The sequence below is a fragment of the Pseudomonas sp. BN606 genome, assembly GCF_029873115.1.
In the GTDB taxonomy this organism is placed as follows: domain Bacteria; phylum Pseudomonadota; class Gammaproteobacteria; order Pseudomonadales; family Pseudomonadaceae; genus Metapseudomonas.
Genome location: NZ_SSOF01000038.1, coordinates 21,769 through 44,943, shown reverse-complemented (window position 1 = coordinate 44,943; position 23,175 = coordinate 21,769). Strand labels below are relative to the sequence as shown.

The 23,175-nt window shown below is 63.3% G+C and carries 22 protein-coding genes; 12 read left to right on the top strand and 10 right to left on the bottom strand.

Features of this window, described 5'->3' with window-relative positions:
* The 5 genes from E8E75_RS03245 to E8E75_RS03225 form a co-directional block, all read right to left on the bottom strand.
* A partial coding sequence (locus tag E8E75_RS03245; protein WP_280358009.1) for an ISL3 family transposase occupies positions 1-1,165 on the bottom strand: 1,165 nt, incomplete at its 3' end.
* A 124-nt stretch (positions 1,166-1,289) separates the two neighbouring features.
* Positions 1,290-3,071 (bottom strand): ABC transporter transmembrane domain-containing protein, encoded by a 1,782-nt coding sequence (locus E8E75_RS03240; protein WP_153922540.1) that lies wholly within the window; start codon positions 3,069-3,071, stop codon positions 1,290-1,292.
* Between the two features lie 7 nt (positions 3,072-3,078).
* On the bottom strand, positions 3,079-3,489 hold the full coding sequence (locus E8E75_RS03235; protein WP_120650096.1) for a DoxX-like family protein: 411 nt from the start codon (positions 3,487-3,489) through the stop codon (positions 3,079-3,081).
* Positions 3,476-3,916 (bottom strand): thiol-disulfide oxidoreductase DCC family protein, encoded by a 441-nt coding sequence (locus E8E75_RS03230; RefSeq protein ID WP_120650095.1) that lies wholly within the window; start codon positions 3,914-3,916, stop codon positions 3,476-3,478. Before E8E75_RS03230 ends, E8E75_RS03235 begins: the two co-directional genes overlap by 14 nt.
* 71 nt (positions 3,917-3,987) lie before the next feature.
* Positions 3,988-5,115, bottom strand: coding sequence for an ATP-NAD kinase family protein (locus E8E75_RS03225; protein WP_153922542.1), 1,128 nt, complete (start codon positions 5,113-5,115; stop codon positions 3,988-3,990).
* 191 nt (positions 5,116-5,306) lie between these two features.
* Here E8E75_RS03225 and E8E75_RS03220 point away from each other — a divergent pair, with 191 nt between their 5' ends.
* Positions 5,307-5,483 (top strand): PA1571 family protein, encoded by a 177-nt coding sequence (locus E8E75_RS03220; RefSeq protein WP_162945793.1) that lies wholly within the window; start codon positions 5,307-5,309, stop codon positions 5,481-5,483.
* Between the two features lie 35 nt (positions 5,484-5,518).
* Here the strand turns inward: E8E75_RS03220 and pdxB are convergent, their stop codons facing one another.
* The gene (gene pdxB, locus E8E75_RS03215) at positions 5,519-6,661 is read right to left on the bottom strand and encodes a 4-phosphoerythronate dehydrogenase PdxB (protein WP_120650093.1); all 1,143 of its coding nucleotides are present in this window, start codon (positions 6,659-6,661) and stop codon (positions 5,519-5,521) included.
* A 268-nt stretch (positions 6,662-6,929) separates the two neighbouring features.
* Between pdxB and E8E75_RS03210 the strand changes: the two genes are divergently transcribed.
* Positions 6,930-8,315 carry an MATE family efflux transporter gene (locus tag E8E75_RS03210; protein ID WP_120650092.1) on the top strand — a complete coding sequence of 462 codons (1,386 nt, stop codon included), beginning with the start codon at positions 6,930-6,932 and terminating at the stop codon, positions 8,313-8,315.
* 43 nt (positions 8,316-8,358) lie between these two features.
* On the opposite strand, the gene E8E75_RS03205 is transcribed toward E8E75_RS03210, so the two are convergent.
* A complete protein-coding gene (locus E8E75_RS03205; RefSeq protein WP_153922543.1) occupies positions 8,359-8,814 on the bottom strand; it encodes a gamma-glutamylcyclotransferase family protein in 456 nt (151 codons plus the stop codon).
* Entirely contained in the window at positions 8,814-9,053 is a 240-nt protein-coding gene (gene tusA, locus E8E75_RS03200) for a sulfurtransferase TusA (RefSeq protein WP_077526325.1), read from the bottom strand. The genes E8E75_RS03205 and tusA overlap by 1 nt, the downstream gene beginning before the upstream one ends.
* 167 nt (positions 9,054-9,220) lie before the next feature.
* On the opposite strand from tusA, the gene E8E75_RS03195 reads away from it, so the two are divergent.
* Together E8E75_RS03195 and E8E75_RS03190 are read left to right on the top strand one after the other, a co-directional pair.
* On the top strand, positions 9,221-10,765 hold the full coding sequence (locus tag E8E75_RS03195) for an alpha/beta fold hydrolase (RefSeq protein ID WP_153922545.1): 1,545 nt from the start codon (positions 9,221-9,223) through the stop codon (positions 10,763-10,765).
* 36 nt (positions 10,766-10,801) lie between these two features.
* On the top strand, positions 10,802-10,969 hold the full coding sequence (locus E8E75_RS03190; RefSeq protein ID WP_162945792.1) for a hypothetical protein: 168 nt from the start codon (positions 10,802-10,804) through the stop codon (positions 10,967-10,969).
* A gap of 50 nt (positions 10,970-11,019) precedes the next feature.
* On the opposite strand, the gene rlmM is transcribed toward E8E75_RS03190, so the two are convergent.
* Positions 11,020-12,069, bottom strand: coding sequence for a 23S rRNA (cytidine(2498)-2'-O)-methyltransferase RlmM (rlmM, locus tag E8E75_RS03185; RefSeq protein WP_120650089.1), 1,050 nt, complete (start codon positions 12,067-12,069; stop codon positions 11,020-11,022).
* A gap of 211 nt (positions 12,070-12,280) precedes the next feature.
* On the opposite strand from rlmM, the gene acnA reads away from it, so the two are divergent.
* Entirely contained in the window at positions 12,281-14,971 is a 2,691-nt protein-coding gene (gene acnA / locus E8E75_RS03180) for an aconitate hydratase AcnA (RefSeq protein WP_153922547.1), read from the top strand.
* Between the two features lie 220 nt (positions 14,972-15,191).
* Positions 15,192-16,757, top strand: a complete 1,566-nt coding sequence (locus E8E75_RS03175; RefSeq protein WP_280358004.1) for a PAS domain-containing methyl-accepting chemotaxis protein — start codon at positions 15,192-15,194, stop codon at positions 16,755-16,757.
* 39 nt (positions 16,758-16,796) lie between these two features.
* Here E8E75_RS03175 and E8E75_RS03170 read toward each other — a convergent pair whose 3' ends face one another.
* Complete coding sequence (locus E8E75_RS03170; RefSeq protein ID WP_120650086.1) at positions 16,797-17,426, bottom strand: alpha/beta family hydrolase; 630 nt, start codon at positions 17,424-17,426, stop codon at positions 16,797-16,799.
* A 108-nt stretch (positions 17,427-17,534) separates the two neighbouring features.
* Here E8E75_RS03170 and ccoN (E8E75_RS03165) point away from each other — a divergent pair, with 108 nt between their 5' ends.
* The 6 genes from ccoN (E8E75_RS03165) to ccoO (E8E75_RS03140) all read left to right on the top strand — a co-directional run bounded on the left by ccoN (E8E75_RS03165) (position 17,535) and on the right by ccoO (E8E75_RS03140) (position 23,172).
* On the top strand, positions 17,535-18,971 hold the full coding sequence (gene ccoN / locus E8E75_RS03165; protein ID WP_280358002.1) for a cytochrome-c oxidase, cbb3-type subunit I: 1,437 nt from the start codon (positions 17,535-17,537) through the stop codon (positions 18,969-18,971).
* A complete protein-coding gene (gene ccoO / locus E8E75_RS03160) occupies positions 18,971-19,582 on the top strand; it encodes a cytochrome-c oxidase, cbb3-type subunit II (RefSeq protein WP_280358000.1) in 612 nt (203 codons plus the stop codon). The genes ccoN (E8E75_RS03165) and ccoO (E8E75_RS03160) overlap by 1 nt, the downstream gene beginning before the upstream one ends.
* Before the next feature lie 4 nt (positions 19,583-19,586).
* Positions 19,587-19,754, top strand: a complete 168-nt coding sequence (locus tag E8E75_RS03155; RefSeq protein ID WP_153922549.1) for a cbb3-type cytochrome c oxidase subunit 3 — start codon at positions 19,587-19,589, stop codon at positions 19,752-19,754.
* Positions 19,751-20,686 (top strand): cytochrome-c oxidase, cbb3-type subunit III, encoded by a 936-nt coding sequence (ccoP, locus tag E8E75_RS03150; RefSeq protein ID WP_120650082.1) that lies wholly within the window; start codon positions 19,751-19,753, stop codon positions 20,684-20,686. The genes E8E75_RS03155 and ccoP overlap by 4 nt, the downstream gene beginning before the upstream one ends.
* A 435-nt stretch (positions 20,687-21,121) precedes the next feature.
* Complete coding sequence (ccoN, locus tag E8E75_RS03145) at positions 21,122-22,561, top strand: cytochrome-c oxidase, cbb3-type subunit I (RefSeq protein ID WP_120650081.1); 1,440 nt, start codon at positions 21,122-21,124, stop codon at positions 22,559-22,561.
* A complete protein-coding gene (gene ccoO, locus E8E75_RS03140) occupies positions 22,561-23,172 on the top strand; it encodes a cytochrome-c oxidase, cbb3-type subunit II (RefSeq protein WP_120650080.1) in 612 nt (203 codons plus the stop codon). Before ccoN (E8E75_RS03145) ends, ccoO (E8E75_RS03140) begins: the two co-directional genes overlap by 1 nt.
* Positions 23,173-23,175: the final 3 nt, after the last annotated feature.

Sequence of the window (23,175 nt, the reverse complement as noted above, 5' to 3'; positions counted from 1 at the left end):
GGAAGAAGTAGTTGGAGTCCCGGAAGCCATAGGCCATCCGCTTGATCACCTTGATGCGGTTGTTCACGCCTTCGAGGACGCTGGTGTGCAGGGGGAAGCGGGCGCTGGCCAGGATGCCCCGGGCGTATTTGCGCAGATTCCGGGCAAAGCGTTGGAGCGGCGCCAGACCGCTGTCCCGAGCATGCCGTAGCCAACTTCGCCAGCGCCGCCAGCCCTCCCGCACAGTGGGGGCGTACCAGACTTCCTTTAACGCATCCTTGAGCAGGTAGACCGTGGCCAGCGGCTGGTTGGCGTCGAGCAACTCCTGCAACTGCACGGCCTGCCCGTCCTTCAGGTTTTCGCGATTGCGCAGCAACAGCCAGCGGCTCTGCTTGACCACCTTGCGCGCCGGCTTGTCCTCGCGCAGGCGGTTGGCCTGGTCGACGCGGATCCGGTCGATCACCTCGCGGCCGTAGCGCGCCACCACATGAAACAGGTCGTACACCACTTCGGCCTGCGGGCAATGCCGCTGCACCTCCAGGTCGAAGGCGGTGTTCATGTCCATCGCCACCGCTTCGATCCGTTGGCAGTGCTCGCCCAGTAACTCAAAGAATGGGCGGATCGCCTCGCGGCTGTTGCCATGACCGACCCACAGCACCCGCGTGCGCTCGGCATCCATGATCACCGTGGCGTAGCGATGGCCTTTGTGCAGGGCGAACTCGTCCATCACCAGGTGACGCACATCACCCGGCTCGAAGGTGCCGACGGCGGCATCCAGGCGACGTTTGTCGAGCTGCTTGAGCGTGTGCCAATGCAGGCCGGTGAGGCGGCTGACGTGGCTGATCGGCAGCAGTTGCAGCAAAGCCTCGAGCCAGGCCTGCAAGCGCCGCGTCAGGCGTGACGCCGGCGCCAGCCAGGCGATCCGCTCGGTCACCCGCCCACATCGCAGACAATCGACGCGGCGCACTGGCACCTGGAGCAGAACGCGCTGATCCAACAAATCCCGATCGCGCACCCGACGCAGTCGGCGCTCATGGATCAGCGGACAAGCTTGGCCACAGCCCCCACATTCGGGGATGGCGTCGGCTTGAGGCTTGAGTTCGATCAGCAGGGTGTTGTCGGCAGAGGGGCGACAGGCGACGACTTCGTAGCCTGGCCAGAACTGGGCAAGATCAATAGGATGCACGGCGGCAGCAGGGAATGGGGGTTGGTTCGTTTGGCGACTGCCAATTTACCCACTTCCCTGACTGTCAACGCGCTCTTCCCCCAGACTCCGCGAAGAACCTTTTTTTTTTGGACTCGCGGTACCGCTACTCGACCTCATTCTCCGTCTGGATACCAAACTGCAGCTCAGCCAGCCGTGCATAGAGCGGGCTACCGGCCACAAGTTGCGCGTGACGACCAATTGCCACCACCTTGCCCCGCTCCATCACCGCGATGCGATCGGCATTCTGTACCGTAGCCAGGCGGTGTGCGATCACCAGGGTGGTCCGCCCGCTCATCAGCGCCGGCAACGCTTGCTGGATCAGGTGTTCGCTCTCCGCATCCAGGGCGCTGGTGGCCTCGTCCAACAGCAGGATGGGGGCATCCACCAGTAGCGCACGGGCAATTGCCAGGCGCTGGCGCTGTCCACCTGAGAGACCGATACCGCCCTCCCCCAGATGGGTCTGGTAACCCTGCGGCAGGCGGGCGATGAATTCGTGCGCGTGGGCGGCACGGGCAGCGGCCTCGACCTCGGCATCGCTGGCCTCGGGGCGACCATAGCGGATGTTGTCTTCGACACTGCCGTAGAACAGGGCCGGACTCTGGGACACTAGGGCGAAGCAGCGACGCAAATCGGCAGGGTCAAGCTCACGCAACTCGACGCCCTCCACACGGATGCTGCCGGCCTGGGGATCGAAGAAGCGCAACAGCAGCTCGAACACGGTCGACTTGCCTGCACCGGACGGTCCCACCAAAGCCAGGGTTTCTCCAGGGCGAACCGCCAGGCTGACGCCGTCCAGGGCGTTCACATCAGGTCGCCCCGGATAGGCAAAGCGCACCTCCTCCAGCTCGATTTGCCCACTGACCCGCTCTGGCAGCGTCATCGGCCCCTCAAGCGGTGCATGAATGGCATTGCGCGCCTGCAGCAGTTCGGCGATACGTTCTGCTGCACCCGCGGCACTCTGCAGCTCACCGATCACCTCGCTGATGGCACCGAAAGCGGCTCCCACAATCAGGCTGTAGAACACGAAAGCCGCCAAGTCACCGGGAGAGATGCGCCCGGCGATAACATCCGTGCCTCCCACCCAGAGCATCACACCCACGGCCCCCAGCACCAGCAGGATCACCAGGGTGATCAGCCAGGCGCGCTGGGTAATCCGGCGGCGCGCGGTATCGAAGGCGCCTTCCACGGTGCCGGCGAATCGCTGGCGGTCCTGAGCCTGGTGGTTGTACGCCTGCACCGTCTTGATCTGTCCAAGGGTCTCGCCCACGTAGCTGCCGACGTCGGCGATTCGGTCCTGGCTCTGACGCGACAATTTCCGCACGCGCCGACCGAAGATGAGGATCGGCGCCAGCACCAGCGGCAGCGCCAGCAGCACGATGCCGGTGAGCTTGGGGTTGGTGACGAACAACAGGCCGATGCCCCCGACCAGCATGATCCCGTTGCGTAATGCCATGGACAGGGAGGAGCCGATCACCGATTGCAACAAGGTGGTGTCCGCCGTCAGCCGTGACTGGATTTCCGACGCGCGATTGCTCTCGTAGAAACCGGGGTGCAGCTGGATCAGATGGTCGAACACGCGCTTGCGGATGTCTGCGACGAAACGCTCACCGATCCAGGAAACCAGGTAGAAGCGAGTGAAGGTACCCAGTGCCAGAGCCAGCACAAGGCCGAAGAACAGCATGATCGAATGTCGCAACGACGCCTCGGACTGCGTGGCCAGTCCCTGGTCGACCAGGAGGCGAATGCCTTGCCCCATGGACAGGGTGATCCCGGCGGTGAACAGCAGCGCCAGCAAGGCGCCGATCACCCGCCAGCGATAGGGCGCAACGAAGCGCCCAGCCATGCGCAACGCATTACGCTGCCTAGCGGAAAGGAGGGATGTCATCGGGGGCTCAGTCGGGTTGTTCAAGGGAATGTTCGCTGCGTGCGGGCGCTTCCGCCCACCAACCCACCAGGCAGAGGCACAACGCGACCAGATTGGTAGAAAGCGGGTTGAAGGCCTGGATCAGCAGGCCTGGAGTGAACAACGCTACGTCCAGCAACAGCCCTGCCAGCAGGAACGCCGCGAGTACGAGGGGCCAACGCGACTGGCGCACACCCAGCAGGAGCAGCGCAAGGATGATTTCGGCCAGCCCAGCCAGGGTCGCCACACGCTCGACGTGGGTCAGGCCATGAGCGGCGATCATCAATCTCTCGTCAGTGCTAAGCCAGAGCAGCTTCGGCACCAGGCCGTGGTAGAGAAACAGGAACGCCAGCCCACAACGGGCCAGCATTGCAAAGCGCCGCAGATCAACGATCGGCATTCAGGAAGCGCCCCTCGTGGTCGGGCGACGGTAGCAGGCAGACGTCGTGTCGGCCGAAAAGACGGTAGCGATTCAGGGCAATACGGTCATAACACCAGTCCCGCAAGCCCAGGGGCAGGATGCGGAATACCCCCAGCAGCGGCCAGGGCGCCGGCAACTGGCGGATGATCCGTGCGATGGCCTCGGAGCGGACGAACAGCTCGCGGCCTTCGACATAGAGCATGGTTGCATAGCTGTCAGTAGGCAGGCCGAACCAGCGGAGAATCGCCTGCCCTTCCGCAGATTGCACCGAGGCGAGCTTGAACACGCGCGCGCGGTCATAGCGAATCAGGAACTTCGCCCAGCCATTGCAGAGCTTGCAGACCCCGTCGAAAAGCACGACGCGCTCACCGGATCGAACGTAGGGCGGGTACTGCTCGGCATCCATCGCGATGCTCCTGCATCTACGGGAAAGTGTCGTCGATAGTATCCGATCCCCCGGGAAACCGGTGAGCGGCGTCAGCCCTCGTCGCCCCAACCGAGTGGGTAGAGCAGTTCTTCCTTGTAACCGGCCCAGACACGAACCACATCTGGGAAAGCGTCGTCCAGTGCTGGATCGCCGCTGTCCACAAGCAATGGGCGGCCTTCCAAGGTGCCGAGCTTGCGCTTGGTGGCTACTACCCGGAGGTGCTCAAGGCCAATGGCACGCAGAACCCTCGGGCTGATCTGCTGGTTGCCGCGGCCGATGATATGGCCCTGGCCGCCGATGGCGGTGACCAGCAGCCGCGTGGGATGCCCGTCCACCAATTCGAACAGTTGCGCTTCGGTCACGTCACGGGCGATTACCACGCCGCTCTCGATCACATCGACGCCCAGCAGAGTCGTCTCCAGGCCCAGGTTGTCGGCCAGGCCATGGAGCGTCGAGCCCGGCCCGAACACGTAGCGCACGCCCTCTTCCCAGCTGTCATTCAGCCAGTCGGCGAGCTCCACCAGCACCAGCTCTTCCGACTCCATGCCGCCTTGCTTGACGTGCTGCATGTAGTGCCCTTCCACCGGCACCATCAATTCGCCGTACCAGCGCGCCGCCACCTTGCCGTCGCGCAGCGCTGTCTCGTCCAGGTCACGCACCTCGCCACTGGCCAGACGAACGAGGCCACCTTCCACCAATCGCCGCGCCAATTCCCCGGCGGCACGCGGGCTGATGGCATAGACGCCGGAGTGGATCTTCACCCCAGCGGGAATGCCCAGCACAGGTTGATCGTCACGAACCGTCGCGCTGACATCACGCGCGGTACCGTCACCGCCCGCGAAAAGAATCACGGCCACGCCGGCCGCCTGCAGGGCCTCGACGGCGTGGCGCGTGTCATCGGCGCAAGTCATCGGGCCATCTAGATGCCCAAGGACGCGGTGGGAAAAGCCCATCTCGGCCAGCAGGTCGGCGCCCATCGGGCCGGGGAACGTAATGAACTGAATGCGCCCGACAAGCGGCAACAGGCACTCCAGCGCGAGACGCGTACGCGCCGCGGCCCGGGGCTCGGCGCCTCTGGCCAGGGCTTCGACGGCGACCCCGTCGCTACCCTTGAGCGCCGCTGGGCCACCCAGGCCGGCCAGCGGGTTGATGATCAGACCCATGTGGAACAGGGACATGCTTACCTCGTACTGAACTCTCGCCCCACGCAGGGGTCCATCCACCAGGACCAGGACGCTCGCAGTTGGCATATTCGCTGCTAGTGTTTTCTGGTCTTTCGTTTTTCCGGCGCACCCTTCGCGCCGACTGTCACCGCGCGTTCATATGCTCTACCTAGACTGCGCGCAACACCTGAATGAGGAGACAGGCCATGAGCTTGCACGACAGCACTTCCGATAGCCGCGTGATCCCGCTGCAACCGCGTCGTCCCGTCGGCGGCGCGATAATCGACGCCGAAGGCCGTGAGATTCCGATTACCGAAATCATGATCCAGCGTGCCTGCCAGGAGCTTCACAAGCAGCTGGCATCCGAGCGGAGACAGGCCTGAAGCGCCTGGGCCCGGGGCAATCCCGGGCCCGTCATCTAAACCAGCTCGGCCCCCAGCGCCCGGACGATTTCCGCCAACCGCGGCGCTTCTCCCGTCAAACGTACCCGTAACCCGTCGATTTCCCGTCGCACCGGATAGTGCTTGCGCAGCGCATCGAAGGCGGCTCGGCGCTGGTGCTCGTCACCTACGAGGCTACGTCGGAAGTCCGCGTCGTCGCGGCGCGGGTCGTACACCGCCCGGCACAGGGTCGCCAGGGCCCAGTCGAGGTCGCTGCTGGCGTCCAGGGTCAGCTCCCCCAGCCAGGGCGTCGGCAGCAGCTCGTCCAGTCGCACACTTTCCGCCTGGCCGCTGAAGCGGCACCACGCCTGATAGATCTGCGCGGTACCACGCAGCTTGCCGTCGAGGCTGTAGCCGGCAATGTGGGGCGTGGCGATACGACACAGGTGTGCCAGTTCCATATCAGCCAGAGGCTCGCCTTCCCAGACGTCCAGGACCGCCCGCAGATCCTGGCGACGCCCCAGCAGGCCACGCAATGCGCGGTTGTCGACCACCGCACCCCGGCTGGCATTGACCAGCCACGCGCCTGGCCGCAGACGCTCCAGCCGCTCAGCGTCCAGTAAATGATGGGTCGGGTGATCACCACCATTGTCCAGCGGTGTGTGCAGGCTGATCGCATCGCACTCGCGGAGGATGGTCTCCAGATCGACGAAGTCGCCGCTCTCAGCCGTCTGGCGAGGCGGATCGCAAACCAGCACCCGCCAACCGAGGCCGCGCAATACCTCCACCAGGCGCCCACCCACCTGGCCGGCCCCCACGACGCCAAAGGTACGCGAGGCGAGTCGAACGCCTTCGTCCTCGGCCAGTAGCAGCAAACTGCCCAGCACATAGTCGACCACGCCGCGGGCATTGCAGCCGGGCGCGCTGGACCAGGCGATGCCCGCTTCAGCGAAATACTCAAGGTCGAGATGGTCGGTACCGATGGTGCAGGTGCCGACGAATCGCACCGGACTGCCGGCCAGGAGCGCGCGATCGACGCGGGTCACCGAGCGCACCAGCAGAAGATCGGTATCGGCAAGGGCGGCCGCATCGATGGCGCGACCCGGCAGGCGGCGGATTTCACCCAGGGCGCCGAAGAAGGCGTCGACCAGGGGGATGTTTTCGTCGGCAACAATTCGCATGGCAGGCTCCTGCAGAGAGACCGCTATTCTACGCAATCACCCAGTCCTACGCCCAAGCGGCAATCCGCTGTCCCTCTTTTCTGACCGTTGCGTCAGGGCGTAGACTAAGGCCCCCTCAGCCTCCACGTCCCGTTCCGCCGGCAGCCTCTCCTGCAAAGGCTGGGATAGTGAACCGTCGCGAGCCCGTCGCGACCAGGCAATGTCCAGATCCCTTTCAGCCACTCTCAGCATGGACACCACCGGCACGCCCGGAGGACGCCTTATCGATATGGAACTCTCAGTGAACAACGCAGAAACCCGTTTCAGCCGCGCCAGCACGGAACTGCGCGCGCTGCTCAAGCTGGCGGCGCCAATCATGATCGCCCAGCTCTCTAACACCGCCATGGGCTTCGTCGATGCCGTCATGGCCGGTCGCGTCAGCCCTCGCGACCTCGCCGCCGTGGCACTCGGCAACTCCATCTGGATCCCGGTCTTCCTCCTGATGACCGGCATCCTCCTTGCCACCACCGCCAAGGTTGCCGAGCGTTTTGGCGCCGGCAAGCAGGAAGAGATCGGCCCACTGGTGCGCCAGGGCCTCTGGCTGGCCTTGGCAGTGGGTCTCAGCGGCGCCCTGTTGCTGGTCAATGCGCGCCCGGTGCTCGAGCTGATGGGCGTGGACCAGGAACTGATCGATCCTGCCATGGGCTACCTGCACGGTATCGCCTTCGGCTTCCCCGCCGTGGCGCTCTACTACGTACTGCGCTGCTTCAGCGATGGCCTTGGCCGCACTCGTCCAAGCATGGTGCTGGGCATCTGCGGACTGCTGCTGAACATTCCGCTGAACTACATCCTGATCTATGGCCATTTCGGCATGCCCGCACTGGGCGGGGTCGGCTGCGGCTGGGCCAGCGGCATGGTGATGTGGTTCATGCTGCTGGGCATGCTGACTTGGGTGACCCGCGCCCCGACGTACAAACCGAGCAAGCTGTTCGAGCGCTTCGACAAGCCGCAACTGTCGCTGATCAAACGCCTGCTATCGGTGGGCGTTCCCATCGGCATCGCCGTCTTCGCCGAGTCGAGCATCTTCGCCGTGATCGCCCTTCTGATCGGAGGACTGGGCGCCACCGTGGTCGCCGGTCACCAGATCGCTCTGAATTTCAGTGCGCTGATCTTCATGATCCCTTATGCGCTGGCGATGGCCGTCACCGTGCGCGTCGGCCAGGCCCTGGGCCGTGGCGATCCGCGGGCGGCACGCTTCGCGGCAGGTATTGGCATCGGTACTGCGCTGGCCTACGCCTGTATCTCGGCCAGCTTGATGCTGCTGTGCCGTGAGCTGATCGCGAAGATGTACTCCCCCGACCCGCAGGTGATCGCCGTGGCCGCAATGCTGATCGTCTACTCGGCGCTGTTCCAGTTCTCCGATGCCATCCAGGTTGCCGCGGCCGGCGCCCTGCGCGGCTATCAGGACACCCGCGCGACCATGATCATCACGCTGTTCGCCTACTGGGGAATCGGCCTACCCGTGGGCTATGCGCTCGGGCTATCCAACTGGCTGGGCCAGCCCAGCGGCCCCAAAGGGCTCTGGCAGGGCCTGGTCGTAGGTCTGACCTGCGCGGCTCTGCTGCTCAGCCTGCGACTGGCGCGCAGTGCGCGCGCGAGGATTCGCAGCAGATGATAAAGGGCCGCTTCAAGCGGCCCTTTTCCTTGCAGCGGAACTTTCACTCGTCTGGATGAGCCGGAACGGCGGCCAGGTCTTCCCAGTATGCAGGGGTCAGGAATTCGCGGCCGGCAAGCAGGTGCTCCAGGTAGCTGCGGGTCGGCCACAGACCGTCCTCGCGCATCGACGGATTGGCCACATAGACCCAGGCAGGCTGCACGCCGCCGGCGGTGACCACTGGCATGCGTTCGCGACTATAGAAGATCGGCGTGCCCTCGAAGGGGTCCATCTTCCAGATCTCATCCTCGTGCTCCAGACGGTAGAGCACACCCTCTACCACCCCGCCCCGCTGGTAGCGAATGTTGGCGTAGGAACGACCGGGACGGTCATGGGCGCGCTTGTTGAAGCACAGGGCATAGCCCTCCAGGCGCCCGGCGAGAGCTTCGCTGAATGCGAGGCCACGACTGCGCATGCGCGCCGGATTCATGTTCGAACCGTAGGCGAAGTAGAAAGACATCAGTCGGACTTCTTGCGAATCCAGTAGAAGTAGGTACCGGCTTCTTCCGACTGGTCCAGCAGCTCATGACCGAGGAAGACGCAGAACTTCGGGATGTCACGGCGCGTGGACGGGTCGGTGGCGATGACCTTGAGCAGGCCGCCAGCCGGCAGATCGCGCACTTTGTTGTGCAGCATCATCACTGGCTCTGGGCAGTTCAGGCCGGTGGCATCAAGAATGGCATCAGGCTGTTGGGACATGGGGCACTCCGAAAACTGGCGGCTATTGTGGCGCAAAGCCGGTTTCCCGCCCAGCCTTGAGGCCCTTGCTGCGACGTCCGGCCACAGCGTTGCACAACCTTGGATAGGCTCCTCCACACCGGCCACTCGGGCAAGCTGAGGCGATAATTCCTGCCAGCGGTCCTCCGATGCGCCTCGCCAACCTGCTACTCGCCCTCCTCCTACTCGGCGGCTGCGCCGCCCGCGAACAGCTCCCCGACTTCAGCGCCCTTGCCGACCGCGAGCTGCCCGCCACGCACTTCGAGACCGTCATCACCGCCCGCGACGGCACGCGGCTTTCCGCCACCGTATTTCAACCCGCCCTCAAACCGGGTGAACAGGCCCCGTTGGTGGTGCACACCCATGGCTGGGGTGGATGGAGGGTGACCGGGCCGGAGGGTTTTTATGGTCAGCAGATGATGTCCGGACGTGCCGCGCTCAAGGCCTGGCGCGCGGGTTTCTGGGTGATCAGCTACGACCAGCGCGGCTGGGGCGGCAGTGACGGCAACATCCAGATGATGGACCCGCGCTACGAGGTACAGGATGCACTTGCCGTCATCGACTGGGCCGTCAGCCATCTGCCGCGCCTGAGCATGGACGGCCCTGGTGACCCACGTGTCGGCATGCTGGGCGAAAGCTATGGCGGCGCCGTGCAATTGCTGGCCTCGGCGGAAGATCCGCGCATCAACGCCATCGTCCCCATCGCCACCTGGTACGACTTGTCCGAGGCCCTGGCACCAGGCGGACACATGAAAGTGGGTTGGACCGGCGTATTGCTAGGCCTCGGCCTTGCCACTGGCTACGACCTGGGCAAGTTCACCCAGGCCCCTTACTTGAGAAGCGCAAGCGGTGAGATGACGCCCCAGGTACAGGCCGAGCTCAAGGCACACAGCCTCGCGAGCTATTGCCAGCGCGGCCAGCGCCCCCATGCCGACGCGCTGCTGATTCAGGGAATGCGGGACACGCTTTTCCCGCTCGACCAGGGCCTGGCCATCCGCGAATGCCTGCACAAAGGTGAGGCCGATGTGCGCCTGCTGGGGATGCAGGGTGGGCACATCCTGCCCCCCCCGCTTCAGCGCTGGAGCGGCCTGCCGCCGTTCAACAACGAGCCGGTCCTGCATTGTGGCGATCGCGCCATCAACCTCTATCAGGCGGTGGTCGCCTGGTACGAGGACAAGCTGCGTGGGCGGCCAGGGGCCGCTGACAGCGTGCCGAATCTCTGTCTCAGTCTCGACCTTGACCATGGACTGGCGCTGAATCAACTTCCCCAGGCTGGAGCGCCGCAGCCCCTGCCGGAAACTCGAATCCGACCGCTGACCAGCGGCTGGCTCAGACCATCCAGCTTCATTCCCCTGCGCAAAGTCGACGCAGCCAGCGGATTGGTGGGCAGCGTGCACCTGGAGTTGGATCGCAACGCCGATGCGCCACTGCTGTTCGCTTCGCTGGCGGTAAGACGTGTCGGCGGAAAGGTAGAAGCACTCAGCGAACAGAGCACTCCGATCAATGCTCGCCAGGTGGACCTCGCTGCCTCCAGCGCCCTGCTCCAGCCCGGCGATGAACTGGGCCTGCAGGTCAGTGGTTTCAGCGGCCAGTACCTGTTCAACAGTTCCTGGAGTCTGCGCGTGACGACGTTAAAAGGCCTCGTCAGCCTGCCGCCGCTATTACCCCTGGATGCACCGCTCGCCAGCCAGTGAAAGGCGGTGCAGCATGGAGCTTTGCGGGAGCTCGCCATGCCTGAATCCCCTGAACGCAACTGGTGCGTCAAGCGGCTGGATGAAAACGGCAACGTATTCGTTTTGCGTGCCGGGCTGCGCCGCGATGAAGCCGAACAGCTGATGGCGGAGTATCAGGCGCGAGGGCACAAGCAGAGTTACTGGGTGGAGCGGATGGAACTGTAGGGGTGAATTCACTCCCCCCTACAAGAGGACGCCCGAATCTGGAACTGGCCCTACAGCCTGCGCAGATGGCACGTCACTTCCTCGCGGTCGTGATAGAGCTGCTTGCAGTCGATGGACACCTTCAGGCCCCTGCCCTTCATGCCCGCCTCGATACGCGCCAGCAACTTCTGCACTTCGGCATAGCGCTGCTTCATCGGCAGCTTGAGGTTGACCACGGCCTCCTGGCACCAGCCCTCGCCGAGCCAGGTCTCGATCATCGCGGCGGTGCGGGCGGGTTTTTCAACGATGTCACACACCATCCAGTTAACCGGCCGGCGCGGCTTGAAGGTGAAACCATCGGCGCGTTGATGCTCGACGAAGCCGGAGTACATAAGGCTTTCCGCCATAGGACCGTTGTCGACGGCGGTGACCTTGATTTCCCGCTGCACCAGTTGCCAGGTCCAGCCACCCGGCGCGGCGCCCAGGTCGACGGCCGTCATTCCCGGCGCCAGGCGTGCATCCCACTGGTTACGCGGGATGAACTGGTGCCAGGCTTCCTCCAGCTTGAGGGTGGAGCGGCTCGGGGCCTCTCTGGGAAATTTCAGGCGCGGGATACCCATCGGCCAGAGCGCCGAGTTGTTCGACTCGGCCAGGCCGACGAAGGCCTGACGGCCGCTGCGGAAAGTCAGCAGCAGTCGTGGCAGCTGCGGATCGTCCTTGAGTTTGCCGGCCTTGGTCAGTGCGGCACGCAAGGGTTTCTCGAACTTGCGGCAGAAAGTCGACAGCTCCTTGCCGTCGTTGGTGTCCAGCACCTCCAGCCAGAGACTGCCGCACACCGGGTAAGCGGCCAGCGCCTCCAGCAGCACGCCGATGCGGTCGGTTTCCGGTAGGTCGACGTACTCACCACGCGCCCACTGACGCGGGAAGATCAACTGACTGAAGCGCACTTTGCGCATCAGCCGTTCGGCGCCACCGGGCTCGCTGCAGACGAATTCGGCGCAGGCGCTCTGCGGCTTGGCCCGGGAGTAACCGGCCACATCGAGGCGGGCGGCGTGATCGGTCATTTCGGCGCAGACCTCGCCCTCGAAACCGGGGCGGCAGTGCAACAGCAAGGTGTTCATCGGGTTTCCTCCTGGGCGCGCACTATAGTTGCGCACCGTCCGTTTTCACACAGCCCAGGAAGTAATTTCCTACAGCCGGATACAGCCACAGAGGAACCCTATTTCCACCTGACGGTCGGCTGAAATGGCAAGACCCGCCAAGCAGAGCTAGGGTTTTAGCTTCCGTACGAGCAGCCGGCCCATGCCGTGTGGGCCTCAAGGAGTAATCCCGATGCCTTCCCTGGATAGCCTGAACTGCCGCCGCAGCCTGGAAATCGCCGGCAAGACCTACCACTACTTCAGCCTGCCCGAGGCAGCCAAGCGCCTAGGCGCGATCGACAGACTGCCCATGTCGATGAAGGTGCTGCTGGAAAACCTTTTGCGCTGGGAGGACGACGAAACGGTCAGTGCCGCCGATCTCAAGGCAATGGCGGACTGGCTGGGTCCGCGCAGCTCGGATCGCGAAATCCAGTACCGCCCCGCGCGCGTGCTGATGCAGGACTTCACCGGGGTTCCCGCAGTTGTCGACCTCGCCGCCATGCGCGCCGCCGTGGCCACAGCAGGTGGCGACCCACAACGGATCAACCCGCTTTCGCCGGTGGATCTGGTGATCGACCACTCGGTGATGGTGGACCGCTTCGCCTCCCAGATGGCCTTCGAGCAGAACGTCAAGATCGAGATGCAGCGCAACGGCGAACGCTATGCCTTCCTCCGCTGGGGTCAGCGAGCCTTCGACAACTTCAGCGTGGTGCCTCCGGGCACTGGCATTTGCCATCAGGTCAACCTCGAATACCTTGCCCGCACGGTCTGGACCCGTGAAGAAGACGGGCTCACCTATGCCTTCCCGGACACTCTGGTCGGCACCGACTCCCACACCACCATGATCAACGGCCTGGGCGTGCTCGGCTGGGGGGTTGGTGGCATCGAAGCGGAGGCAGCCATGCTCGGCCAGCCGGTGTCGATGCTGATTCCCGAGGTGATCGGATTCAAACTCACCGGCAAGCTGCGTGAAGGCATTACCGCAACCGACCTGGTGCTCACCGTCACGCAGATGCTCCGCAAGAAAGGCGTCGTGGGAAAATTCGTCGAATTCCATGGTGACGGCCTGGCCGACCTCCCCCTGGCCGATCGCGCCACCATCGCCAACATGGCCCCGGAGTACGGCGCCACCTGCGGCTTCTTCCCGGTGGACGACATCACCCTGGGTTACCTCCGCCTGTCCGGCCGGCCGGAGGAAACCGTGCAATTGGTGGAGGCCTACAGCAAGGTCCAGGGTCTGTGGCGGGAACCGGGCCATCAACCGGTATTCACCGATTCGCTGTCGCTGGATCTCGGCAGCGTCGAGGCCAGCCTGGCCGGTCCCCGACGCCCGCAGGACCGCGTGCCTCTACCCAATGTGCCCGCGGCGTTCAGCGAATTGCTGGACCTACAGCTCAAGCCGGCCGGCACCACAGTCGCTGGAAGCGTCAGCGTGACGCTGGATGACGGCGAGCGATTCGACCTGGAAGACGGCGCCGTGGTCATCGCCGCCATCACCTCCTGCACCAACACCTCCAACCCCAGCGTGATGATGGCCGCCGGTCTGGTTGCGAAAAAGGCGGTGGAAAAGGGCCTGAGCCGAAAGCCCTGGGTCAAATCCTCACTTGCACCCGGCTCCAAGGTGGTGACCGAGTATTTTCGTGCTGCCGGCCTCACGCCCTACCTGGACCAGCTCGGCTTCAACCTGGTGGGTTACGGCTGCACCACCTGCATCGGCAACTCCGGCCCCCTGCTGGAGCCCATCGAGCAAGCCATCCAGCAAGCGGACCTCACCGTCGCCTCGGTGCTGTCCGGCAACCGCAACTTCGAGGGCCGGGTGCACCCCTTGGTAAAAGCCAACTGGCTCGCCTCTCCGCCCCTCGTGGTTGCCTACGCTCTGGCCGGCAGCGTGCGCCTGGACCTCGCCAGCCAGCCCCTTGGCGTGGGCGGGGATGGTCAACCGGTCTACCTCAAGGACATCTGGCCGAGCCAGCAGGAAATCGCCGCAGCTATCCAGAAGGTGGATACCGCGATGTTCCGCAAGGAGTACGCCGCAGTCTTCACCGGCGACGAGAAGTGGCAATCGATAGCGGTACCGGAGTCCGACACCTATGCCTGGCAGGCCGACTCAACCTACATACAGCACCCACCCTTCTTCGCTGATATTACCGGCGCACCGCCGAAGGTGGAGGACGTTCGCCAGGCACGCATCCTCGCCCTGCTGGGCGACTCGGTGACCACCGACCACATCTCGCCCGCCGGCAATATCAAGGCCGACAGTCCGGCCGGGCGTTACCTGCGCGAGCATGGTGTGGCTCCGGCGGACTTCAACTCCTACGGTTCACGGCGCGGAAATCATGAAGTGATGATGCGCGGGACCTTCGCCAATATCCGCATCCGCAACGAGATGCTCGGCGGCGAGGAAGGCGGCAACACCCTGCACGTGCCCAGTGGCGAGAAGTTGGCCATCTACGACGCCGCCATGCGCTACCAGTCCGAAGGCACGCCGCTGGTGATAGTCGCCGGCAAGGAATACGGCACCGGCTCCTCCCGCGACTGGGCCGCCAAGGGCACCAACCTACTGGGGATCAAGGCAGTCATCGCCGAGAGTTTCGAGCGCATCCACCGCTCCAACCTCGTGGGCATGGGCGTGCTGCCGCTGCAATTCAAGAACGGCCAGGATCGCAAGACGCTCAACCTTACCGGCAAGGAAACCCTGGCCATCAGTGGCCTGGATAGCGCCAGCCTGCGCCCGCACATGGACCTCATCCTGGAAGTCACCCGCGAGGACGGTTCGAAGGACCGAACCGAACTGCTCTGCCGCATCGATACCCTGAATGAAGTGGAGTACTTCAAGGCCGGCGGCATCCTTCACTACGTGCTGCGACAGATGCTCGCCGGCTGACACGCCCAACGCGTCTGCACAAAGCCCCGGAAGCTGAGCACCTTGCTCTCCGGGGCCTTGGCCCCTGCCCCAGTGCCTGGGCGAGCGGGGTAATCGAACCGCTCCCGCAAGGCAATCGGGCAGTCGGATCCGCAATCCGGGTAGACTGGCGCCCAAAATAAAAGGCTCAACCTTAGGGCGCAGATGCCGATAGAAGCTGTAAGCCTTGCGGAAGGAAACCATGAGAAACAATCAGCCCATCACCCAGCGGGAACGCAGTTTCCCAGTCGAACAGCGCCTGATTTCCACTACGGACAGCAAGGGCGTCATCACCTATGTCAACGAGGCGTTCGTCGAGATCAGCGGATACAGCCGCGACGAACTGCTTCGCTCCCCACACAACCTGGTGCGTCACCCTGACGTACCGCCCGCCGTGTTCGCCCATATGTGGACCACCCTGAAGAAGGGTCGCCCATGGATGGGAGTCGTGAAGAATCGCTGCAAGAATGGCGACCACTACTGGGTTAATGCTTACGTCACACCCATATTCGAAGGCAACCAAGTCACTGGCTACGAGTCCGTACGGATCAGACCCACAGCTGAACAAGTGCGTCGCGCCGAAGCCCTCTACCAGCGCCTGAACACCGGCAAGGCGGCCATCCCCAGCCGTGACAAGTGGTTGCCAGTACTCCAGGACTGGCTGCCCTTCATCCTAATCAGCCAGGTCGGTTTCCTGATCGGCGCCTGGCTGAACTCCCACTGGGGCTTCCTCCTCGCCGCACTGCTTTCTGTACCGCTGGGCCTGACTGGACTCGCCTGGCAGAACCGCGGAATCAAGCGCCTGTTGCACCTGGCCGAGCAAACCACCTCGGACCCGCTGATCGCTCAGATGTATACCGACAGCCGAGGCGTCCAGGCGCGCCTGGAAATGGCCATGCTCAGCCAGGAAGCACGCCTTAAGACCTGCCTGACGCGTCTACAGGACACCGCGGAACACCTGACCCAGCAGGCTCGAGAGGCCGACACCCTGGCCCACAACAGCTCCGAAGGGCTGGAGCGCCAACGCGTGGAAACCGAACAGGTGGCCACCGCGGTGAACCAGATGGCCGCCACCACCCAGGAAGTGGCCAACAATGTGCAGCGCACCGCCGATGCCACCCAGGAGGCCAGCCGCCTGACCAGCCAGGGCCGCAACATCGCCGCTGAAACCCGCGAGGCCATCCAGCGCCTCTCACAATCTGTGGGCGAGACCGGCGAAACCGTCACGCGCCTGGCCCAGGACAGCAACGAGATCGGTGGTGTCGTGGATGTGATCAAAGGCATCGCCGACCAAACCAACCTGCTGGCACTGAACGCCGCAATCGAGGCCGCGCGGGCAGGTGAAATGGGCCGCGGCTTTGCAGTCGTCGCCGACGAGGTACGCCAACTGGCCCAGCGCACTGCGGAATCCACGGGGCAGATCCATCAATTGATCGCCCAACTGCAAAAGACCGCCGAGGAGGCCGTGCATACCATGGAAAACGGTCGTCGCCAGGCAGACGAAGGCGTTGAGCGCGTGCTCCAGGCCGACCAGGCGCTGGTGGGCATCAGCGAGGCGGTGGCCAACATCGCGGACATGGCTGACCAGATCGCTGCAGCAACGGAAGAACAGAGCGCAGTGGCCGAGCAGATCAACCAGAGCATCAGCAGCATTGCCCAACTGGCCGACCAAACCTCTGGAGAGGCTCAACGCACGGCGTTGCTCAGCGAGGAACTCACCCACACGGCACAGGGTCAGTACTCCCTGGTGGACAGGTTCAATCGTTGAAGCAACCAGGAAGGGCGCCAGATGGCGCCCCTCTTCATTTCAGGGCTTGCACACCCCGGACAGGAAGGCCGCGACCGCATCTGCAGCCGTGTCCAGGTGCTGCTCATGGGTCAGGCCCGACGCCTTGAGGGGCTTCAAGTCGTGGTCCGCTGCTGCCAGCCAGTGCATGCCAATGGCATCCGACAGGCCGTACCCCGCCACTGTCAGACGATCGCCCATGGGGTCACGCTCACCCTGGAGGATCAGCGTCGAAGTTTTCAGGTCAGCCAGATGGGCCACACGGGGTTTGTCCGCCTTGCCTACGGCATGGAATGGATATCCCAGGCAGACCAGCGCGGGAGCGCCCAGCTCATCGGCCAGCAGGCTGGCCATCCGCCCTCCCATGGACTTGCCGCCTATGGCCAGGGGCCCTGTGACTTGCTGTCGCACGAGGGCGTGAACCTCCCGCCAGCAGTTCAGTAGCTGGGGCTGGGGATTCGGTGGTCGGCGACGGCCATCTTCGCGTCGTGCGGCCATGTAGGGAAACTCGAAGCGGGCCACTGCAACACCGCGCGCGGCAAGCCTTTGCGCCATGTCATCCATGAACGGGCTATCCATGGGGGCCCCGGCGCCATGGGCCAGGATCAAGGTGTGCGAAGCCGGGCCTTCAGGCCTGTTCCACAAAAGCATTCAGACTTCTCCGTCGAATATGGGCGATTGATCCAGATCAATAGCCTCCAAATGGGCTTTCACCATGCTTGCCGCGCAATCCAAAAACCGTGGACGGAAGCCCATAAAATGAGCACAGCAAGCAGTACCGCCTATAACTACAAGGTGGTCCGCCAATTCGCCATCATGACGGTGGTTTGGGGAATAGTCGGGATGGGGCTCGGCGTTCTCATTGCCGCACAATTGGCCTGGCCGGAACTAAACTTCAACCTTCCCTGGACGAGCTTCGGCCGATTGCGCCCACTGCACACCAACGCAGTGATCTTCGCATTTGGCGGATGCGCGCTATTCGCCACCAGCTACTACGCCGTTCAGCGTACCAGCCAGACCCGCCTGATTTCCGACAAGCTTGCCGCCTTCACCTTCTGGGGCTGGCAACTGGTGATCGTGCTGGCCGCGATCAGCCTGCCGATGGGCTGGACCAGCTCGAAAGAATACGCCGAGCTGGAATGGCCGATCGACATTCTGATCACCATTGTCTGGGTCAGCTACGCCATCGTCTTCTTCGGGACCGTGGTGAAGCGCAAGACCAAACACATCTACGTGGGCAACTGGTTCTTCGGTGGCTTCATCCTCACCGTCGCCATCCTCCACCTGGTGAACAACCTCGAAATCCCGGTCACCCTGACCAAGTCCTACTCGCTTTATTCGGGAGCCACCGACGCCATGATCCAGTGGTGGTACGGCCACAACGCCGTGGGCTTCTTCCTCACCGCTGGCTTCCTGGGGATGATGTATTACTTCGTGCCCAAGCAAGCCGAGCGCCCGGTGTACTCCTACCGCCTGTCCATCGTGCACTTCTGGGCACTGATCGCGGTTTACATCTGGGCTGGTCCGCACCACCTGCACTACACCACCCTGCCGGACTGGGCCCAGTCCCTTGGCATGGTGATGTCCCTGGTGCTGCTGGCCCCGAGCTGGGGCGGCATGATCAACGGCATGATGACCCTCTCCGGGGCCTGGCATAAGCTGCGTTCCGACCCCATCCTGCGCTTCCTGGTGGTATCCCTGGCCTTCTACGGCATGTCCACCTTCGAAGGCCCGATGATGGCCATCAAGACCGTCAACGCGCTGTCCCACTACACAGACTGGACCATCGGCCACGTACACGCCGGCGCCCTCGGCTGGGTCGCAATGGTGTCCATCGGCTCGCTGTACCACCTGATTCCGAAGGTGTTCGGTCGCGAGCAGATGTACAGCACCGGCCTGATCAACGCCCATTTCTGGTTGGCCACCATCGGTACCGTTCTGTACATCGCCTCCATGTGGGTCAACGGCATCACCCAGGGCTTGATGTGGCGCGCGGTCAACGAAGACGGCACCCTCACCTACTCCTTCGTCGAAGCGCTGGAAGCCAGCCACCCCGGCTTCGTGGTACGAGTGATCGGCGGCGCCATCTTCTTTAGCGGCATGTTCCTCATGGCCTGGAACACCTGGCGCACCGTGAAGGCCTCCGAGCCCGCCGAATACGACGCTGCTGCGCAGATCCCGCAAGGAGCCCATTGATGAAACAGCACGAGAAACTCGAAAAGAACGTCGGTCTCCTGGCGCTGTTCATGATCCTGGCGGTCAGCATCGGCGGCCTGGTGCAGATCGTGCCGCTGTTCTTCCAGGACGTGACCAACACACCAGTGGAAGGCATGAAGCCCTACACCGCCCTGCAACTGGAAGGCCGTGACATCTACATCCGCGAAGGCTGCGTTGGCTGCCACTCGCAGATGATCCGTCCGTTCCGTGCCGAAACCGAGCGGTACGGCCACTACTCCGTTGCAGGCGAAAGTGTCTGGGATCACCCCTTCCTGTGGGGCTCCAAGCGTACCGGCCCGGACCTGGCCCGTGTTGGTGCCCGCTACTCGGACGACTGGCACCGTGCCCACCTGTACAACCCGCGCAACGTAGTGCCGGAATCGAAGATGCCCGCCTACCCTTGGCTCGTGGAGAACACCCTGGACGGCAAAGACACGGCCGCCAAGGTCCGCGCCATGCAGACCCTCGGCGTGCCCTACAGCGACGAAGACGTCGCGGGCGCCCAGGCTGCGGTCAAGGGCAAGACCGAAATGGACGCCCTGGTCGCCTACCTGCAGGTACTGGGGACCAGCCTGAAAAACAAGAGGTAAGTCCATGGACATCGGAACCCTGCGTGGCCTTGGCACCCTGCTGGTGCTGATCGCCACCCTCGGAGTGATCTGCTGGGCCTACAGCGGGAAACGCAAGTCCAGCTTCGACGAGGCTGCCAATCTGCCCTTCGCCGACGATGACCGGAACGATTCTAGGAGCAATCGCGCATGACCACTTTCTGGAGCTGGTACATCTCCCTGCTCACCATATTCACCTTGCTGGCACTGCTCTGGCTGATCTTCGCCACCCGCAGGGGCGAGTCCAAGGGCACCACCGATAAGACCATGGGACACGCCTTCGACGGCATCGAGGAATATGACAACCCTCTACCCAAGTGGTGGTTCCTGCTGTTCGTCGGCACCCTGATCTTCGCCGTCGGCTACCTGGTCATGTACCCGGGCCTGGGGAACTGGAAAGGCCTGTTCCCCGGTTACGCCGAAGGCTGGACCCAGGAGGGCCAATGGCAGCGCGAAGTGAACAAGGCCGAACAACAGTACGGACCGATCTTCGCCCGCTACTCGGCCATGTCCATCGAAGAAGTAGCCCAGGACCCGCAGGCGATGAAGATGGGCGGACGCCTGTTCGCCACCTACTGCTCGATCTGCCATGGCTCGGATGCCAAAGGCGCCATGGGTTTCCCAAACCTCGCCGACAACAACTGGCGCTGGGGAGGCGAAGCGGAAACCATCAAAACGACCATTCTCCATGGTCGCATCGCTGCCATGCCGGCCTGGGGCGAAGTGCTGGGTGACGAAGGCGTGAAGAACGTCGCTGCCTATGTGCGACAGGACCTGGCAGGCTTGAATCTGCCGGAAGGCACCAAGGCTGACCCGGAAGCCGGCAAGGCACTCTTCGCGAGTACCTGCGTTGCCTGTCATGGCGCCGAAGGCAAGGGCACTGAAGCCATGGGGGCGCCTGACCTGACTCACCCGGCCGGCTGGATCTACGGCTCGAGCCTCGCCCAACTGCAACAGACCATTCGCCACGGCCGCAATGGCCAGATGCCCGCACAGCAAGAGTACCTGGGCCAGGACAAGGTCCATGTACTCGCTGCTTACATCTACAGCCTGTCCCGAAAGGACCAGGAGTTAGCGATCAAGTAATAGGAAAGCTGGGGTGGTGCAAGGAAGCGCCGCTCCAACCTGGCAGCCAGGCCGCAAGGCCGAACTGCATGCCGCGCAAAAAGGCACCCTGAGCCGGGTACCTGGGACACAGGGAAGTGTCCACCCCTTCCTTTATATAGTGCGACCCAGTGTCGCACCTCTCCGACCAGTAGCACCCTCGCCCATTTGACATCGACTAAGCTGCTTTTCAGTCGCTACTTGTCACAACTCCAAGGCGATCCCTCCAGCCACGCAACACCCCTGGCGTCGACGGCAAGTCGAAAAGAGTCGCCAGCACAGCCGCAAATCCTTGTCCAGTGGGCCTCTCAGCCCGGATTGTGTCGGCTTGTGTCGTTGCAATGGCTACCCTCTTTCTCCATACTTGCCGCCGATTTTTTGTCCCCAAAAAACTCCATTAACCGTGGAACCCCTAGCATGAGCACAGCAATCAGTCAGACTGCTTATAACTATAAGGTGGTCCGCCAGTTCGCCATTATGACGGTGATCTGGGGGGTCATAGGGATGGGTCTAGGCGTGTTCATCGCCGCACAACTCGTGTGGCCGGAACTCAACCTGAACCTTCCCTGGACTTCGTTCGGCCGCCTGCGTCCCCTGCATACCAACGCGGTGATCTTCGCCTTCGGCGGATGCGCACTCTTCGCCACTTCCTACTATGTGGTGCAGCGCACCTGCCAGACCCGTCTGGTATCCGATAGTCTGGCCGCCTTCACCTTCTGGGGCTGGCAAGCCGTGATTGTGCTGGCAGTCATCACCCTGCCGCTGGGTTACACCTCCTCCAAGGAATACGCTGAACTGGAGTGGCCGATCGACATCCTCCTGGGTATCGTCTGGATCACCTACTGCGTCGTCTTCTTCGGAACCATCATCAAGCGCAAGACCAAGCACATCTACGTGGGCAACTGGTTCTTCGGCGCTTTCATCCTGGTTACCGCCATGCTGCACATCGTCAACAGCATGGAAATGCCGGTCTACGCCTTCAAGTCGTACTCCATGTACGCCGGCGCGACCGACGCCATGATCCAGTGGTGGTACGGCCATAACGCCGTGGGCTTCTTCCTCACCACCGGCTTCCTGGGGATGATGTATTACTTCGTACCGAAGCAGGCGGAGCGTCCGATCTACTCCTACCGCCTGTCCATCGTGCACTTCTGGGCGCTGATCACCCTGTACATCTGGGCTGGTCCGCACCACCTGCACTACACCGCCCTGCCGGACTGGGCCCAGTCCCTGGGCATGGCCATGTCCCTGATCCTGCTGGCCCCGAGCTGGGGTGGCATGATCAACGGCATGATGAGCCTGTCCGGCGCCTGGCATAAGCTGCGCTCCGACCCCATCCTGCGCTTCCTGGTGGTATCCCTGGCCTTCTACGGCATGTCCACCTTCGAAGGCCCGATGATGGCCATCAAGACCGTCAACGCCCTTTCCCACTACACCGACTGGACCATCGGCCACGTACACGCCGGCGCCCTCGGCTGGGTAGCGATGATCTCCATCGGTTCGCTGTACCACCTGATTCCGAAGGTGTTCGCCCGCGAGCAGATGCACAGTGTTGGCCTGATCAACGCCCACTTCTGGCTGGCTACCATCGGTACCGTTCTGTACATCGCCTCCATGTGGGTCAACGGCATCACCCAGGGTCTGATGTGGCGTGCGGTCAACGAAGACGGCACCCTCACCTACTCCTTCGTCGAAGCGCTGGAAGCCAGCCACCCGGGTTACCTGGTGCGCATGATCGGCGGCGCCTTCTTCGTAGCCGGCATGCTGCTGATGGCCTACAACACCTATCGCACCGTACGTGCTGCGAAGCCGGCTGAATACGACGCCGCTGCGCAGATCCCGCAAGGAGCTCACTAATGAAGCAACACGAATTAGTTGAGAAGAACATCGGCCTGCTGGCCCTGTTCATGGTCATTGCCGTGAGCATTGGCGGCCTCGTGCAGATCGTGCCGCTGTTCTTCCAGGACGTCACCAACACTCCTGTGGAAGGCATGAAGCCGCGCACAGCGCTGGAACTTGAAGGCCGTGACATCTACATCCGCGAAGGTTGCGTTGGCTGCCACTCGCAGATGGTCCGTCCGTTCCGTGCCGAAACCGAGCGGTACGGCCACTACTCCGTCGCTGGCGAAAGCGTCTGGGATCACCCCTTCCTGTGGGGCTCCAAGCGTACCGGCCCGGACCTGGCACGCGTTGGCGGCCGCTACTCCGATGACTGGCAACGTGCGCACCTGTACAACCCGCGCAACGTAGTGCCGGAATCGAAGATGCCCGCCTACCCCTGGCTGGTTGAGAACAAGCTCGACGGCAAGCACACCGCTGACAAGATGGAAGCTCTGCGCAAGCTGGGCGTGCCCTACACCGACGAAGACATCGCCGGCGCCAAGGCGGCAGTCAAAGGCAAGACCGAGATGGACGCGCTGGTCGCGTTCCTGCAAGGCCTGGGCACCTCTATCAAGAACAAACGGTAACGC